General features: G+C 68.6%; 15 protein-coding genes and 2 pseudogenes. 7 read left to right on the top strand and 10 right to left on the bottom strand.

Translation table 11 applies throughout. The annotated features are described in order from the left end of the window. Positions 1–93: 93 nt before the first annotated feature. Positions 94–1005: a ketopantoate reductase family protein gene (locus ACFYW7_RS03350; protein WP_389497287.1), complete on the top strand. Its 912-nt coding sequence runs from the start codon at positions 94–96 to the stop codon at positions 1003–1005. Positions 1006–1067: 62 nt separating this feature from the next. On the opposite strand, the gene ACFYW7_RS03345 is transcribed toward ACFYW7_RS03350, so the two are convergent. The 5 genes and pseudogenes from ACFYW7_RS03345 to ACFYW7_RS03325 all read right to left on the bottom strand — a co-directional run bounded on the left by ACFYW7_RS03345 (position 1068) and on the right by ACFYW7_RS03325 (position 3987). Next, entirely contained in the window at positions 1068–1979 is a 912-nt protein-coding gene (locus ACFYW7_RS03345) for a LysR family transcriptional regulator (RefSeq protein ID WP_389497286.1), read from the bottom strand. 38 nt (positions 1980–2017) lie between these two features. Further along, entirely contained in the window at positions 2018–2605 is a 588-nt protein-coding gene (locus tag ACFYW7_RS03340; protein ID WP_389498544.1) for a hydrolase, read from the bottom strand. 2 nt (positions 2606–2607) lie between these two features. After that, the gene (locus ACFYW7_RS03335) at positions 2608–2961 is read right to left on the bottom strand and encodes a hypothetical protein (protein WP_389498615.1); all 354 of its coding nucleotides are present in this window, start codon (positions 2959–2961) and stop codon (positions 2608–2610) included. A gap of 295 nt (positions 2962–3256) precedes the next feature. Beyond that, a pseudogene (locus ACFYW7_RS03330) lies at positions 3257–3382 on the bottom strand (hypothetical protein); the annotation flags it as partial. A gap of 140 nt (positions 3383–3522) precedes the next feature. After that, the gene (locus ACFYW7_RS03325) at positions 3523–3987 is read right to left on the bottom strand and encodes a MarR family winged helix-turn-helix transcriptional regulator (RefSeq protein WP_389497285.1); all 465 of its coding nucleotides are present in this window, start codon (positions 3985–3987) and stop codon (positions 3523–3525) included. 221 nt (positions 3988–4208) lie between these two features. Between ACFYW7_RS03325 and ACFYW7_RS03320 the strand changes: the two genes are divergently transcribed. Together ACFYW7_RS03320 and ACFYW7_RS03315 are read left to right on the top strand one after the other, a co-directional pair. Further along, positions 4209–4541: a hypothetical protein gene (locus ACFYW7_RS03320; protein WP_389497284.1), complete on the top strand. Its 333-nt coding sequence runs from the start codon at positions 4209–4211 to the stop codon at positions 4539–4541. A 148-nt stretch (positions 4542–4689) separates the two neighbouring features. Beyond that, positions 4690–4911 (top strand): annotated as a pseudogene (locus tag ACFYW7_RS03315) (nuclear transport factor 2 family protein); the annotation flags it as partial. A gap of 129 nt (positions 4912–5040) precedes the next feature. Here ACFYW7_RS03315 and ACFYW7_RS03310 read toward each other — a convergent pair. Continuing rightward, complete coding sequence (locus tag ACFYW7_RS03310) at positions 5041–6270, bottom strand: serine hydrolase domain-containing protein (RefSeq protein WP_389497283.1); 1230 nt, start codon at positions 6268–6270, stop codon at positions 5041–5043. Between the two features lie 547 nt (positions 6271–6817). Between ACFYW7_RS03310 and ACFYW7_RS03305 the strand changes: the two genes are divergently transcribed. Together ACFYW7_RS03305 and ACFYW7_RS03300 are read left to right on the top strand one after the other, a co-directional pair. Beyond that, positions 6818–7774 carry a LysR family transcriptional regulator gene (locus ACFYW7_RS03305; protein WP_389497282.1) on the top strand — a complete coding sequence of 319 codons (957 nt, stop codon included), beginning with the start codon at positions 6818–6820 and terminating at the stop codon, positions 7772–7774. 388 nt (positions 7775–8162) lie between these two features. Beyond that, complete coding sequence (locus ACFYW7_RS03300) at positions 8163–8342, top strand: hypothetical protein (protein WP_389497281.1); 180 nt, start codon at positions 8163–8165, stop codon at positions 8340–8342. Between the two features lie 1731 nt (positions 8343–10073). Here the strand turns inward: ACFYW7_RS03300 and ACFYW7_RS03295 are convergent. The 4 genes from ACFYW7_RS03295 to ACFYW7_RS03280 all read right to left on the bottom strand — a co-directional run bounded on the left by ACFYW7_RS03295 (position 10074) and on the right by ACFYW7_RS03280 (position 12883). Next, a complete protein-coding gene (locus tag ACFYW7_RS03295; protein ID WP_389497280.1) occupies positions 10074–10496 on the bottom strand; it encodes a DUF6578 domain-containing protein in 423 nt (140 codons plus the stop codon). Positions 10497–10795: 299 nt separating this feature from the next. Then, positions 10796–11647 carry a hypothetical protein gene (locus ACFYW7_RS03290; RefSeq protein ID WP_389498542.1) on the bottom strand — a complete coding sequence of 284 codons (852 nt, stop codon included), beginning with the start codon at positions 11645–11647 and terminating at the stop codon, positions 10796–10798. A 289-nt stretch (positions 11648–11936) separates the two neighbouring features. Further along, a complete protein-coding gene (locus tag ACFYW7_RS03285) occupies positions 11937–12176 on the bottom strand; it encodes a hypothetical protein (protein ID WP_389497279.1) in 240 nt (79 codons plus the stop codon). 248 nt (positions 12177–12424) lie between these two features. Beyond that, positions 12425–12883, bottom strand: a complete 459-nt coding sequence (locus tag ACFYW7_RS03280) for a hypothetical protein (RefSeq protein WP_389497278.1) — start codon at positions 12881–12883, stop codon at positions 12425–12427. 533 nt (positions 12884–13416) lie between these two features. On the opposite strand from ACFYW7_RS03280, the gene ACFYW7_RS03275 reads away from it, so the two are divergent. Then, positions 13417–14502: an FUSC family protein gene (locus ACFYW7_RS03275; RefSeq protein WP_389497277.1), complete on the top strand. Its 1086-nt coding sequence runs from the start codon at positions 13417–13419 to the stop codon at positions 14500–14502. A 355-nt stretch (positions 14503–14857) separates the two neighbouring features. Continuing rightward, positions 14858–16222 (top strand): glutamate decarboxylase, encoded by a 1365-nt coding sequence (locus tag ACFYW7_RS03270; RefSeq protein ID WP_389497276.1) that lies wholly within the window; start codon positions 14858–14860, stop codon positions 16220–16222. Positions 16223–16522: the final 300 nt, after the last annotated feature.

Below are 16522 nucleotides of genomic sequence, written 5' to 3'. Positions count from 1 at the left end.
GGTTGGGCAAGGATCTCCGAGGATTGACTCGCCGTCAGCGGCTTGTGATCATCACCGGGGCCCCGCCGGGGTCCCCCTGAGAGGAGCGAGGACATGGCTGACGACCGGCTGACGGTGGCGGTACTCGGACCGGGCGGTGTCGGCGGGCTGCTCGCCGCGCTGCTGGCGCGCGGTGGCCACCGGGTGATCTGTCTCGCCGGGGACGAGACCGCGCGGCGGCTGGCCGCGGACGGCATCGAGGTGCGCAGCGGTCACTTCGGCGACTTCACGGCCCGGGTGGAGGCGGACACCGAGCTGCGCGAGCCGGCCGACGTGTGCCTGATCGCGGTCAAGGCGACGGCCCTGGAGGCCGCCCTGGAGCGCGTACCGGCGAAGGCCCTGGGCGAGCGGGGTCTGGTCGTCCCGTTCCTCAACGGGGTCGAGCACCCGGCGCCGCTGCGCGAGCGCTACCTCCCCGAGCAGGTGGCCCCCGCGGTCATCCGGGTGGAGTCGACTCGGATCGCGCCGGGAGTGATCGAGCACGGCAGCCCGTTCGCCGAGATCGACCTGACCGCCGACACGGCGCCCCGGGCGCGCGTCGACGCGCTCGCCGGGGCCCTGGAGTGGGCCGGGTCAAAGGCCCGGGTCCAGGACGGCGAGGCCGCGACACTCTGGGCGAAGATGGCGTTCCTCGCCCCGTTCGCGCTGCTGACGACGCGGTACGGGGTGCCGGTGGGTGACGTACGCACGCTGCACCGCGAGGAGTTGACCGCTCTGGTCGAGGAGACGGCGGCTGTGGGCCGGGCCTGCGGCGCTCCCGTCGATCCGGCGACCGCCCTCGCCCGCTATGACGCCTTCCCGGCGGCCACCAAGTCCTCGATGCAGCGCGACGCCGAGGCGGGCCGGGAGCTCGAACTCGACGCCATCGGCGGTGCGTTGCTGCGGGCGGCGGAGCGGCACGGGGTGCCGGTGCCGGTGGCGGGCGCGCTGGTGCGGGATCTGACGGCGGCCGCCGGGGGCGCCTGACCCGAGGCGGGCGCCCGGTGCCGCGTCGGCGGTGAGAGGCAATCGGCGCCGCTGCGGGTGGTTCAGTCCCCCGCCTCGGCGCGGGCGTCCGTGCAGTGCCGGGTGACCGTGTCGGCGAAAGCCTGCGCCACGGGGGACAGGGCGTCCCACTGACGTGCCGCCCAGCCGACCGTGAGGAGCGGCAGGGCCGGTACGGGGAGGAAGCGCAGTTCGGGGTGGCCGGGCCCGCGCAGGCCGGGCAGATCGGGGACGACGGCGTGACCGAGGCCGAGGCCGGCCAGCAGGATCGCGGTGTCCCAGTCGGCGACACTGGTTTCGCAGGCGGCCGTCGATATGCCCAACTCCCGGTAGGTGGAGTCGAGGTGGGCGCGCGAGGTGGAGTTCTCGGGCAGCCCGACGATCCGCAGTCCGGCCAGTTCCTCCCCCTCGACGCTGTCCCGCCCGGCGAGTTCGTCGTCGGCGCGTACGGCGAGCACCCAGGGGAGGTCGACGACCGGCCGCTGCTCGACTCCGCGTACGAGCGGGCCGAGGGTGACCCAGGCCAGGTCGAGGTCGTGGTCGGCGAGCGCGTCGAAGCAGCTCCGGCTGGAGTTCTCGGTCCGGAACTCCAGGTTCACCCCGGGATGGCTCCGCCTGAACTCGACCACGGCCTCGGCCATGAAGTGCCGCACGGTGGTGCCGCCGGTGGCGATCCGCACCGCGCCGCCCCCGCCCCGCGCGAGGTCGTCGAGGCGGCGCAGCGCGAGGTCGAGGCCGGCCATCCCGTCGGCGGCGGCCCGTTCGAGGATCCGGCCGGCGCGGGTGGGCACCACGCCCCGGGACTGCCGCTCGACGAGCCCGACCCCGACCTCGCGTTCCAGCCGGCGTACGTGCTGGCTCACCGCCGACTGCGTGCAGCCCAGCTCCCGGGCCACGGCGCTCAGGCTCCCGGCCCGGCAGACGGCGACGAACACACGAAGATCATCCAGGGTCACGGACCCCAAGGTAGCGGCGGCTCGTCGGGGGCCTTCGGTCAGCCCCGGGTCTTGTCCAGCAGCTCGACGATCTCCTCGGTCGTCCCGGTCTCACCGAGGCGGGGGAAGATCCGCTCGACGCTGTTGCGGTGCGTCTCGGCGTCGAGGTCGGACATCGCGTCGATGGCCAGGCTGACGTGGTAGCCGTGTTCGTGCGCGGCCCGGGCGGTGGACTCCACGCCGATGCTGGTGGCGATGCCGGCCAGCACGATCTGGGTGACGCCCCGTCGGCGCAGCTGCAGGTCGAGGTCGGTGCCGTAGAAGGCGCCCCAGTTCCGCTTGGTCACGGTGATGTCCTCGGGGTGCCCGGCCAGGTCGTCGACGATGACGTCCCAGCCCTCCGGGAAGGAACGGGCGCGGCTCGGACCGTCGATACGGCCGCGTACGGCGTCCGCGCCGTCGGCGGCGGCGGTGACCCGGACGAGGACGACCGGCAGGCCGTGGCCCCGGAAGGCGTCCGCGAGCCGGACGGCCCGCGGGACGACGTCGGCGGCGGCGTGCGGGGCGAGGCCCGGGTTGCCGACGATGCCGTGCTGGAGGTCGATGAGAACGAGCGCGGTGCGGTCGTCGAGCGTGGTGACTGCCATGGTCAGGCCTTTCGCGGGGTGAGGTCGTGAAGGGATCGGTCGATGAGGGTCACCGCCAGGAGCAGTACCGCTCCGGCGAGCATGAAGAGGGCCGGGTGGTACAGGCCGTCGGTGTCGGCGCCGTGGGGAAGGCGGCGTGTCTCGGCAGCGGGCGGCGCGGTCTGCGGGACCGGGTGCGGCGGGGTCTGCCGGGACGGGGCCGGGTGCCGGGCGGCCCGGTCCGGCGGGGCCTGATGCCGCGTCGCCGGGTGCGGCAGGGCCGGGGGTCGCGTGGCCCGGTGCAGCGGGGCCTGGTCGGGCCGGGTTCCGGTCTTCGGCAGGCGTAGCGCTCCGAGGACCAGGCAGGCCGGCGACATGGTCGGGAGTCTCGTCCGGATCGCCGGGTGCGCGGCGCTCCTGACCCTGGACCCCGGCAGCGCGATCTGGCCGGCGTCCGGCGTCGGCGCCCTCGTGGGCGTGCCGCAAGGTCTCAATGGCCTGGCCAATCAGAATGCCCTGTACCGGTGGGCCGACCCGCGGCCGACGTGCCGAATCCGAGCAGTGCCCGGACGGCGGCCAGCACACCGGGGTTCGGGACAGGGCGCCGCGGAGTCCGGCGACGCCCACCGTCGCCGTACCGGCGAGGCAGAGGCGCCGTGGGCCGTACACGTCTACGAGCCGCCCGACGACGGGCCGCCCCGCCGCGGTGGCGACGTACAGCCCGGAGACCAGCCACGCGGTCCGCGCCGGCGCGGCTCCGAGCGCGCCGCCGATCGGCACCGACGTCACCGCGATCATCGAGGAGTCGACGGGGTTCAGCACCGTACCGAGGACCATCGGGACGATCGGCCGGCGGTCGAATCGGCCGGAGGGGCGTCGGAGCACCGGGGTGAAGGCGGGGGCGAACCGCTGCTGGAACCGCCCGCGCAGGCCGGGCGTCACGGCCGGGCCAGCCGTTCCAGCAGTGCCATGGCCTCGATGACCGTCTGTCGCTCGCCTTCCGTACACCGCTCCTGGAAGGCCTGGGCGAGCCACTCCGAACGGGCCTGCCGGGTGCCTTCGACGCGCTCACGCCCGGCATCCGTGAGGGTGACCAACTGCCGCCGGCCGTCCCCGGGGTCCGGGTTGCGCTGGATGAGCCCGTACCGGTCGAGGGCCGCGAGCGTGGCGGCCATCGACTGCGGGCGCACGCCCTCGGTCGCCGCCAGCGCACTGGCCGTGGCGGCGCCGCTCTTGCTCACCAGGGTGAGCGCGGAGACCTGGGAGGGCGTGAGGTCCTGCCCCTCGGAGACCTCCCGGATCCGCCGCCGGAGCAGGCTGAACGCGACGCGAAGATCCTGCGCGGCGCGAGCCGCCGAATCCGAGACGCCCGTGTCGCCCTCGCGCTTTCCACTCCGGTCCATGCCGTCACCGTAAATTAAACAGTCCAGACTGTCCAGTTCAGCCTGCACAGTCTCCCCTGCCCGGCCACCCGCCCGACGGCGGCGGCGTGTGCGACGGGTGCGGCGCGTGCGGCGCGTGCGGCCACATCGAACCCCCAGGCCACAGGACTCCAGAACACTCGTTCGTGTGAAGTCCCGGAAGGAACTCGCATCACAAAATCGAACAGGCGTAGCATTGCGGCGTGGCTGTGACCGATGACTTTCCGAGTGACCTCCTCGCCGGTCAGGAGGAGCTGCATCAGGTCCGGGCCGAGCTGCTGGCCCTGCTGAAACGACTCCCCTGGTCGGTGGAACCGCTGGACGGCTTCAGCGACACCGGCGGCTGGCGCAAGGTGGAGCGTCCCGCCTCCCCCGGCTGGACGGAGGACGAACAGGCCGAGGTCGAGAAGCTGCGCCGACGCGAGCTCGAGCTCGCCGTGTTCGTCACCGGTCACCGGTTCTGGTCGGAGGTCACCCCGCCGGACAAGGTCGACGCCCGCATGCGGCTGAAGCACGCGGGTGATCCCTCGTCATGAGCGGTCACGAACCCCGGCCATCAGGTCGATCGCTCTCGGGAGCGACATGCCGCACGGCGCGAGGGCCGTCGCCCGGCGCATGTACGAAGCGTTCGATCCCGTGACCTCGCCGCCGCGGAGACGATCTTCTCCGCCGACTTCGTGAGCCATCCCCCGGCACCGTCGGGGAGACGCCGTCGTGGCGGCCCGGCGCGGACTCCAGGCCGGACTCCCCGAGGTCCAGGTGGTCGTCGAGGACATGGTCGGGGAAGGTGACAAGACCGCCGTCCGCACGACGCCGCGTGGCACCTCGGCCGGCACGGACGCCGATGACCGGGCGCTGCCCTCGATGATGGAGATCTTCCGGGTACGGGACGGTCGCGTCGCCGAACTCTGGGGCCTCTCCACGCTCCATCGCCGACCTCGTGGACCCCGGACCCGGGGGGCCACCGAACCGGCGGTGGCCCCCCGGGTGCCCGGATCGCTCAGGAGCGGGTGTGGCGGGGCCACGGGCCCCGTGTCAGTCGTCGATCGCCTGGTAGAGCGCGGTCCAGAAGTCGAGCATGAGGTGCACCGGATCCGGGACGGACGCCCCGACCTGGGTGAGCAGGATTCCGGTGACGCCGTTCACCGGGTCGGCGTACGTCGAGGTGCCGCTTCCGCCGTCCCAGCCGAACTGTCCGATCGGCGCGTAGTCACCGCGATAGGTGCGCACCGCCATGCCGAAGCCCCATCCGCCGTGCTGCCCCTGGCCGTGGGACACGTGGACGTTGTCGACGGCCAGGGCGTGCCGGGCTGCCTGTTGTCCGGGCGAGAGACGGTTGGTGGTCATCAGCTCGACGGCGGGCCGGGACAGGATCCGCTTGCCCTCGTGCATGCCGTGGTTCAGCAGCATGCGGAAGTAGGCGTGGTAGTCGTCCGCGGTGGAGTTCAGCCCACCGCCGCCGCCCTGGAACGCCGGAGGCGAGCTGTGGCGCCCCGTCGCGGCCTCGTCCCACACGTGGAACTCTCCGGTACCCGGGTCGGGGGCGTACAGCGGCGGCAGCCGGTCGAGCTGGTCGGCGGGCACATGGAAGCCGGTGTCCACCATGCCCAGCGGCTCGAAGATCCGCTCGCGCAGGAACGACTCGAACGACCGGCCCGTGACCCTGGAGACCAGCACGCCGAGCAGATCACTGCTGATCTGGTACTGCCAGCACTCCCCCGGCTGGTGCATCAACGGAAGCGTGCCCAGGCGGCGCATCCACTCGTCCTGCTCCGGCATCGGCGTCGGCAGATTGGGGGTGATCCCCTGCTCGAAGACCGCGTTCATGATCGGAGTGCCCAGCACCGTCATATCCATGCCGAGGCCGAACGTGGAGGTCAGCACGTCCCGTACGGTGATCGGCCGCCGCGCCGGCACGGTGTCGTCCAACGGGCCGTCGAGCCGCTTCAGCACCTGCCGGTCGGCCAGTTCCGGCAGCCACCGCTCCACCGAGTCGTCCAGGCGCAGCCGGCATTCGTCGAGCAGGACCATCGCCCCCGCGATCGTGACCGGCTTCGACGTGGACGCCATCCGGAAGATCGTGTCCCGGCGCATCGGCGCGCCGCCTTCGTGGAGCATCGTCCCGATCGTTTCGACGTGCGTCTCGTCGCCCCGGCTGAACAGGGCGACGAGTCCGGGAATCCGCCCGGACCCCACGTGACGTTCCAGCACCTCGCGCAGTCCGCGCAGCCCCGCTTCGGAGAAGCCGTCCTTACCGAAATCCATGCTGATCTCCCCGGAGGTCAATGTCTGTAGTCATGTCTGTGCCTGTATCCACGTCGGTGTCCGTTGCATCGCTGAGGGCTTGCGACGCGGCGGCGGTGCACGACCACCGGCACCCGGTCGGGCACCGGCCGCCCGGAGATCGCCCGCCCGATGCCCCGTGACACACGAAGTGCTCCGACTCCCGCTCGAGCGGCCGAAGAAACCGATGGGACCGAGTCGGCAGCCGTGCTGCGTCGATGCGACCGAAGTCCAAAAGGACAGCTACGGGCAGAGGGTTGACGAGTGACGAACGAACGGCGCTTCGCCGTACCGGCGTTGCGGCCGCAGGGTCCCGAGCGCCTCCGAAGTCTCTTGTCCAGCAACCGAATTCACCGCTGACGGCGGTTCGGGCACGCCCGGTCGGCTCACCGAGGCGCCGGGCACCAGCCTGGCCGGGCGGCCTCCGCCGAACAACCGCGAAGCCGGCAAGGCAGCGTTGCCCGGACAGTCATCGATGTCTGTTGTGTCAACGCTGCGCCGACCGTTAAGTTCATGATCGGGAGGGGCCATGGAACTGCGCGACATCGAGATCTTCTTGGCGCTGGCCGAGGAACTTCATTTCGGACGCACCGGGGAGCGGCTGCGCATCACCCCGTCCCGAGTCAGTCACGCCATCAAGAAGCAGGAAAGACGCATCGGCGCGCCGCTGTTCGAACGTACCTCCCGAACGGTCCGGCTCACCCCACTCGGCAAGCAGCTCCGCGACGATCTGCGGCCCGCGTACGTCCAGTTGCAACAGGCCGTCGCCAAGACACAGGGTCTGACCGGTTCGCTGCGCATCGGCTATTCGACGCCCTGGTGCGCCGACCTGGTCCACCAAGCCGCCGAGGCCTTCCGGACCCGGTACCCCCACTGCACCGTGCAGATCCAGGAGATCCAGTTCGACGATCCGCACGGCCCGCTGCGCCGTGGCGAGTTGGACCTGCAGGTGAGCGAGCTGCCTGCCCCCGACCCCGGCATCACCGCCGGCCTCGTCCTGCTCCAGGAGCCCCGGGCGTTAATGGTCCCGGCCGACCATCCGGTCTCGCGCCGCGACAGCGTGTCGCTGGAGGACCTGGCCGACGTACCACTGATCACGCCGGGTGGGAACGTCTCCAGAACCCTGCTGGACGTCCACGTGCCGACCCACACCCCGACGGGCCGCCCCATCCCGCGCGGACCGTCCTACATGTTCTGGCCCGAGGTACCCCCGCTGGTCGCCGCCGGCCTCGGAGTGTCCATCGTGGCGGCCCGCGCGGCGCACTACCACGATCGTCCCGGCGTCGCCTTCATCCCCTTCCATGACGGACCGACACTGGACTACGGCGTCCTGTGGCGCACCGCCGGTCAGACCCCGCCCGCCCTGGTCTTCGCCGGCACCCTCCGCGACCTCGCCGACAACGACGAAGTCGCCCCGCAGCCCCCACGTACACCCAGCCGGACCGGCGAAGTCTCCCCAGTCACGGCACCCCTCGGACGGCCATGAACCCGTCGCGCCTTCGCCCGACAACGACCGCCGTTCCCCGGCCGCTTCCGGCCCGAAAGGCACGGGAGGCGTACGGAGTCCCGTCGGCTCCGGCACTACCAGGCCCGTCACGGATCCCGGCGCTCGGGCGAGAGGCCTGACGGCACGCTGGGCCGACCTCCCTGGCCCGCACTCGTCGGTGTCAGCCGCTGCTGTCGGCCCACAACGGCGGCTCTGACCTGCCGAGCTGAGGCTGGTCGTGGACTGCCCCTGAGACTATGATCCGGCTTCCACCCTGCGGGAAGTCCGAACGGGCGACGCTCAGGATGCGGAGTGATCGAATCAGTCAGGGTGCCGGGCGGCAGGCCTCTCCTGCCCTCGCTGATTCCTTCAGACGAATGGGGGAAACATGATCGTCGTCGTTTCCGTCGCGGTCGCCTTCGCGGCCGCGTTCGGAATCTGCTTGGTCGTACTGCGACGCAGAAGCGGCTCGGGGGAACGGGGGACCCGGGAGCGTGCGGCGGCGGCGCAGGGTCTCGCCCAAGGACTGAACATGGCGAACGCCAAGAACCAGAACACGGGGTTCTGATCCTGACCCTCGCCCTCATCACAGCCAGTCCGCCGTCACGATGAACGCCCACGCCCACGTCGTCCAGAACCCGCGGCGCGAGGCCGTCGGCCACATGGCCCGGCTGCTCACGAGGCGTCCGCATCGCGCGTAGTGCCTGTGCCACTGATGTCAGACCTGCACGCCAAAGACCCCCAGCCATGACCGGCTGGGGGTCTTTGCCCTGGTGGGCGCGGACGGTTTCGATCCGCCGGCATCCGCTTTGTAAGGGCGGTCGTGGTGAATGGCACCGTTCCCCAGGTCAGTCTGGCTGTAGAGGTCGCCCAGGCGACCGGCGCATCTCAACTGCGGCGAGCCGTCGTTGACCGTGAGTGACCGCACGATGTGGCACGGCTGTGGCACGGGGACCGCTTCGTCCCGAAACAAATCCTGCGAGCGTGCATCCCTCGACATGCTCTCCACCAAGTCCCGCCCGCCCACTACCGCGCCTGGCTGAGAACGGCCGCTAGGGCGTATGCAAGATCGCGCAAACATCTTTGGGGGATACACAATGCGGCTCTGCGCTGCCCTGCTTACTGCCTGTGCCCTCGCGGCTGTTACCGGGTGCGGACCCGGCATCACTGTAGATGAACCCAGTCCCTACGCCTATGCGGCTGGCTACCTGTCCGGTCAGACGGCACAGGCGTCCGGGGACGACCTCACACCATGGTGTCTAGAGCAGGGACGGCAGTGGTCCGATGCCGTCGGCGACACGGACGAGGACGGTGTCAGGTGGTTCGTCTATGGGTGCGAGGATGCCGACGGAGGAGGTGAGCCGGATGTGTGGCCGAGCGATCAGCCGAGCCCCGCGATGGCTCCCTGAGTCCGCTGTGTAATCAATCAGCACTGCGACCTGCAGCCTAGACGTCGGTGTTGGCCGTGCGGGCATGCCCACGTGGTCGGCTGATTCTCAATGACTCAGTCAGGCCAACGAGTCGAAGCTGACGGGCCTGCTGGGCTCCTGGCCCCATCGATGCGAACCATGGGCGCGGCGGTCTCTGAAGTCGGCCGGGCACGTCGGTTGGCGGCTGAGGGCTGGTGACGGTCGGCAGTGGGCGTGGTGGTTGCTGTACTTCGCTGCTGTACGGCATCAGCGTCGCCCTCGCATCAGGCCGACGGCTTCCGCACGCTGACCCGTGCGTCAACACCTCGCATGGCGATCGGCCAGCGCGCGTCGACGAGAGCTGCCACCTCCCGGCAGGCGTCACATGCTGACTCTCTTTCTGGCAGCCACAGGTGATCCGAAGGGGACATTTGGTCTCGCTCGATACCGCACAGTGTCCTGCTGTACGAGCCGTAGGCATGGGAGGTGGAGGGAGGTAGATCGTAGGCGGCTGCTCGCTCCCACCGCATATCGATGGGCATGTACGGCGGACGGGCGATCTCGAAGAACTCTCCACCCACGTGCGTGCTTGCGTAGCACCAGGAGCAGGACCAAATCTCGTCCTCCCATCGAGTGGGTGGAACTGGCCAGCGCTGCATCTGGCGCCCACACACGTCACACTCCATGGAACGATCTTGGCACGGGCCAGCCTTCCGAACGGCAAATGTCTCCGTTCGACAGCACGAGATCAGTTCCTCTGATTTTGAGGTCTGGCCTCATCCTTATCAGGTCGATCGAGGGGCCTCTCGACCATGATGAGCGTCCACTGAACCCTGGTCCTGCTGCCGCTGAGGTTCACCGTTGATCGGCAACGTACGCCCGTGTTGGTGTCAGCCGCTGGTGTCAGACGACGCAGGCGCCCTTGACAGTTCGGTCCGCTCGGCCGTCACAAGATAGCCGGTGAAGTCGACGTGTGGGCGATTCGCTGCCCGTCCGTCCGCCTCTCGGACCCCTGCCAATTCGGTTGTGCCTGGTACCGGATGCCGCACGTTCGACGTGCTGCCTAGAGGGACTTCGTACCTACAGTGCACCTCCGTGATGGTCAGCACCCGCAACCGGGTTGGCGCATGCTCGCCTTCCCCGCCGTGATGCTCTTCGCAAAAGTCGATCTCCGCAGCACGTTCGCTGCCAACGAGGTCGGCGTAATCCTCGGGATCGACTTCCAGCAGGTGCCAGAAGACGACATCCCCCGGTGTGAAGTTCTCCCCGCAGCACTGAATCTGCCAGTCATCGACCCAAATCGTCAACGTCATGCGGTCATTGTCCGTAGGGTGCCCTGCGCTCACCAGGGGTTTTGCTCGCACCCTCCGCACATACCTCAACCCACCGCTCTCCCCTGCTCCCATCCCGTCCGCCGTCGACCCACACGTCTGTGGACTGTGGTGGTGGGGCTGCGGGTTGGGTGCGGGAGCGTTCACCTGGGTTCATGGCCGATCGGTCGTCTAGGCCGGGAGGGTTGCGGGTCTCGCCTGAACGGTCGTGAACGGGGCTGGATGAGACGGAAACTGCGACGGGCCAGCGTCTCAGGGGCTTTCCTCGGCCCAGGCGCCGCTCAGCCTTCCTGCGCGTCGGTGGCCGCGAGTGGGCTGGTGTCCTTCGTCGGAGGCGCTTCGATGGACACGGGCTGATTGATGTCGAGGAAGGTGATGGTCAGGTCGAACGGCCCGTCTCCGGTGCCGACCAGGTCGTCATTGTGCTCGGCCCGCATACGGAACTGTTTGGTGCGGTGGTCGCCGTCTATCCACAGGTCCATGGTGAGCGGGTCGGAGACTTCCAGCTGTATGAACTGATCGAGGCGCCCTCCGGTCAAGCCCTTCCTGTTAACCGTCCCTTTGTAGTGCGTGGTCTTTGCGCTGTCGACTGTCTCGGTCCCGATCAGCCGCAGGTCCTTGGACCCGGCCAGAAGCGTGGACTGCGCGGTTGGGCTCACCTGCAGCTGACTGGGCAGTACGCCGTAGGACTGGTTGTCCACTCCGCCGCGTCCCCACACGGCCGGCTCAGCGCTGAGCCAGCTCTTGCCGTTCAGCTTCTCGGGACGCATCGCACTCCCGCCGACGTACATCACCTTGTCGACGAACCGGATCTCCAATTGGGCGTTCCCGCCCCGGACGGCCGCAGCGGTCATCTTCATACTCATGGCCAGCGGTTGCGTGTTCATGGAGGCCTCGGCCTCCAGGCGGCCTTTCCCCGGTACGGTCCCGCTGATCCGATAGCGGAGCGACGTGATGTCCTCGGCGTTCTTCGCCGCGTTCGCCACAGCCGCCGCGGGAGTCACCTTGGGTGGTGCTGCGACCGCGGAATCGCTCTTGGCACCCCCTCCGCAGGCAACCGATCCCCCCGCGAGCAGTACGGCCGCGAACGCCACGCTCGTCACTCTGCGCGGTACGGAGACAAGAACGGGCATACCCACGAACCCCCAAGGTAGATGGCAGATCTCTGCCAAGGGCCGCGAGCCTAACTCGGCGTCTGTCCTGGGGTCTGCTGGGGTCCTGTGAGGTGTGTGCGGCATACACGTCAGACGTGCTCGCACCACGTTCGGCGGTCGTACACGTGGCCGGACTCACAGCTTGGGAAGCTGAGGGCATCTGGAGCTTGCTCCGAGGCTGACCTGCTGCTGAGCGGTATCGGCGCCTGGGGCAAGGCCAGTTGGTTCCCCGGTGTTCCCCGTGGTTCCCCGCACGATCTGGCACGAGTCATTCGTCGTCGCACCGCTCCAAAACCAGGCCTACTGAGCCTTCTTCGAGTCCGTTGTTCTCCTCCATGTGGAGATGAGCGCCGTCCGGTGTGCCGTCCCGGGAGAGTGTGAGGAGGTGGCCAGCCAGGGTCTTCAGCCCGGCAGCGTTGGCCTCGATGACGACCTCTCCGCCCAGGTTGCGGACCTCGATGCGTGCGCCTTCCTCCCACGTGAAAACTCTGGTGGTTCCGTCGGTCACCGCACTCACTTGAGTGGTCATCGACGGAGCAGCGCTGGGGTCAGGAGCCATACACCAAGCATCGCGTACTCCAGGTCGGCCGCGACGGCGAGAACCGTACAGCGAGACATGGGTGATGACTTTTTTGTCCCGAAGCAACTGGGGTGGGGCAGCGCCTTGGGGTGGTATGGCTCTCTTCTGCGCTGATGATCCGCAGACGTCCGCGCTCGTTCGCCGGTGTTCGTGGGCGTTGTCATGCAGTTAGACACTCAGTCGGTGCGGCTCTTCCTGCCTCGGATCTCCGAAGCGGACAGCAAGGCGTCCAAAGCCGCTCGGGCCTCGGCAATTCGGTGGCGCCACTCTTCGCCTCGTAGGACCGCAGTGTCCCACTCGACCACCGGTTCGGCGCCGGTTGCGCAGTAGCCGTAGACCTGGTGGGCCATCTGGTCGGTGAGGAGTTCGTCGTAGTGGAACGTCCCCTCGAAAGCAGCCCAGGCCACTGCCCGCGTGTCTGCACAGACACGCCGAAGTACTGCTCGCGTGTACTCGCGTAGATCGAGCGAGACGTCATCGAAGTCGATGTCGTATGACACCAGACCGAGCCGCTCGATGGTTTCGGGTTGCCCCAGCAGAGGGAACGGCAGGAAGGCGTCAGGGACCATCTCGGCGAGGTGAAAAGCCTTCTTCGGCAATGGGGTGTTGCCAGAGCCGATGACGAACACGTTCACCGAGACCGGACCTCGCCAGCACAGCAAGTCACGTATCTCACCCGGCATCGTCCCTACCCTCTTCTCTGGCTGCCTCCGAGGTGTGCACTGCCGTCGTACCACGCCAGTCACCAGCAGTGTTGCCCAGCCTCGACGCCATCATGACCAGCGTGATCACTGCCGACCACCTCTTTAGGAGCGAGGTTGGGCGATCGTCGACGTGGCCTGGGAATCCTTGCCTTGGGCAGCGTGGGGCGGTACGCACCCCGGCGAACCCTGATTCCCCATGTCCCCGTCCGTTCTGGCACGGAAGCGGCACGCCCCGCAGCCCCTCGATGCGAACTATGGGCAGAGTGGTCGCTCAGGTCTCCTGGGTTGATGGCGCACCTGGCAAAGAGCAAGCGCCGACGACTTCGCGGCGAGTCGTTTCGCGGCGAACCTCAGCCAATCAGATAATTCGCCACCTAAGCGGCATATCCGATGGTTCAAGAGGGAGAGCGGCCGTGGCGAGCGAGAGCGGACGAGCTGCACAGCCCGTTGGCAGGGGGAAGGTCATGGGCTGGCTGTCGAAGGTGTTCGAGTTCCATCCCGCGGGGCTGAACTGGCCGCGAGCGGTGGCGTTCCTGGACGCCGGGTTGGTGCCGCTGTTCGTCTTCTGGGCGATCGGGCATGAGGTGTACCTGCTCAGCGCCTTGTTCGGTCTGCTGTTCGCGGCGCTGAGTGACCCGGGAGGCGGCTACGGGCACCGGGCACTCTCCGTCGCCGTTTTTGCGCTGGTGGGTGCCGGGGTGACCGCGCTGGCGTTCGAGATCGGGGCGGATGCCTGGGGCTGGATGGTGCTCGCGGCTTTCGTGGTCACACTGGCGGCCGGGCTGGCCGTCGCGTTCGGGGTCCACCGATTCATCAACGCCATGCTGCTCAACGTCTGGTTCGTCGTCGCGATCGGATACGAATTCGGCATCCACAAAGCGGTCCACGTCACCAGCTACATCTGGGCCCAGGTGCTCGCCTGGAGCGGAGGCGCGGCCTTGTGGATCGCGGTGACGTTCCTGTGGTGGCTGATCCGGGGACGTACGGATCAGAACCAGCCCTTCTCGGAGCTCCCGGGCGACAACTCGCGGAGGAAGCTGACCCCGCCGCTGATCCTTTTCGCGGTGATCCGGGCCGTGGTCATCGCCGGCACCGTGGCGCTGGCGTTCGGACTGGATCTGCCGCACGGCTCCTGGATCCCGATCGCGGCCATGGTCGCGATGAAGCCGAGCCTGGAACAGGCCGCGCTCATCAGCACGCAACGCCTTGTAGGAACGTTGATCGGCGCAGTCGTGGCCGGGTTGCTGCTGCTGGTGCCCACCAGCGAACACGGACTCAGACTCTTCGCGGTCGAGCGCGGCCTTGAAGTGGTGGCGCTCGTCCTGCTGATGCACGGGGCGGGGATCCGCTTCTGGAACTACAGCTTCTACAGTGCGGCCATCGCCGCGGGCGCGCTCATCCTGGTGGACCTTCCGCAGCCCTCCGACTATGCCGCCGAGGGCTACCGGTTGCTGTGGACGCTGTGCGGCGTCGGATGCAGCCTGATCGTCCTGCTGCTGGCAGGCCTGCTCGCCAAACGAACCGGCAAGGCGCGACCACAACCGACCTGACGGCCAGACGGCTGTTCGCCGTGCGCGCGGCACGGACACCGACCGGGTCGGCGAGGGGCGGACGGCTGCGGACGCCGGGCCAGGTACTGCTCTGGATCGCCTTCGCCGCCTGGGTGATCACGCTGGTCGGGCTGATCCGGAACTTGGCTACGTAGACCGAATCTGCGATCACGGCTGCGACCTGTTAATCGGAGTCTCAAGAGGTGGCTCCTGCGGTTTCCTTCACCGGAACTCGGGCTTCCGTGCGGCTGGCGAGCGTCGTCGGTCGCCCCGGAAGTACGCCGTTCGCGTGCATCCCGAGCCCGTCCGTAGGCCCTGAGCCTGGCTCCCTCTCCGGCCGTGGTTGAGTCGCCGTATGACCAAGAGTGACGCAGCGGCTCTTTTCGGCAACCGGTTCCTGACCGTGCCCGCTCCTTCGGAGACCTTCCCCGAGGAAGGCATGGCCGCAACGGATGCCATGAGGCTCGTGGATGTGGATCTCGCCATGGAGGGTGACCCGCAGCGCAACCTCGCCACGTTTGTCACCACTTGGATGGAGCCGGAGGCTCAACGGCTGATCGCCGAGAATCTCCACCGCAATTTCATCGACCACGCGGAGTACCCGATTTCCGCCGAGATCGAGCAGCGTTGCGTGCGCATGCTCGCCGACCTCTTCAACGCGCCGGGCAGGACAACCGGATGCCGGACCCAGGGTTCGTCCGAGGCGATCATGCTCGGTGCGCTGTCCCTGAAGTGGAAGTGGCGGGAGCGCCGCCAGGCGGCCAATCTGTCGGTCGACCGGCCCAACTTGGTCTTCGGCGGGGACGTCCACGTCGTGTGGGAGAAGTTCTGCCGCTACTTCGACGTCGAACCGCGGATCGTGCCGCTTGCCGAGGGCAAGTACACGATCGGCCCGGAGGACGTGGAGCCTCACCTCGACGAGAACACGATCGGCGTCGTCGCCGTCCTCGGCACCACGTTCACCGGCCACAAGGACGACGTCGTCGGGATCGACAAGCTCCTGCGGGACGTCCGCAAGGAGCGGGACCTCGACATCCCGATCCACGTCGACGGAGCCAGCGGCGCATTCGTGTGGCCCTTCCTCTACCCGGACTCGAAATGGGACTTCCGGCTCGAGCAGGTCCGCTCCATCAACGTCTCGGGACACAAGTACGGCCTGGTCTACCCCGGCATCGGCTGGCTGGTCTTCCGCGAGGAGTCCGACCTGCCCAAGGACCTCGTGTTCGAGGAGAACTACTTGGGCAAGACCGACTCGACGTTCACGCTGAACTTCTCCACCGGCGCGTCGATGGTGCTCGCGCAGTACTACAACTTCGTCCGGCTCGGTCGCCAGGGCTACACCTACATCATGAAGATGATGCAGGAGAACGCCCACGCGCTGGCGGACAACCTGCGGAGCAGCGGCCGCTTCGAAGTGATCGGGAGCGGCCTCGAGCAGCTGCCGCTGGTCGCTTTCCGTCTCGCCGGCAAACACGCCTACGACGAGTCCGACGTCGCCTGGCAGCTCTCCGCCGAGCGCGGCTGGATGGTGCCGGCGTACACGCTCCCGCCCAACGCGGAGCGGGTGAAGATCATGCGTGCCCTGGTCAAGGAGACCCTGAGCCGCGAGCAGATCGATCGCCTGAGCCAGGACATCGCCGACGCGTGTCGCACCTTGGACGACAAGGGCGCGACCCATGGGACCGAGCGGGCTCAAGTCAAGCGCGGCACCGGCTACTGACGCCCCCCTCCCCCGGGGGACGGGCTGGCGGTGTTATCCACAAGCCTGCGCGCGATCCCGGCTTCTGCCCTTACCGCGCCGCCCCTGTGGATCACAAGGGGGCTCCATGCACAGGCACGACACGACTTTCCAGGAACTCGCCATCGAGGTCATGGCGGAACTGCCGACCGACGACGCCCAACACGAAGTGCTCGCGCTCATTGAGGAGGTGCGCGCGGTCCCGCGGACGTGGTCGGATGCGCCTCTCGCCCCAACCCACCTCCCATCCCGTCCGCCGTCGGCCCACACGCATGTGGAGCG

The sequence above is a fragment of the Streptomyces sp. NPDC002580 genome, assembly GCF_042889485.1.
Taxonomy (GTDB): domain Bacteria; phylum Actinomycetota; class Actinomycetes; order Streptomycetales; family Streptomycetaceae; genus Streptomyces.
Note: the sequence above shows the minus strand (reverse complement) of the source record. Positions and strands in the feature narration are given on the sequence as shown.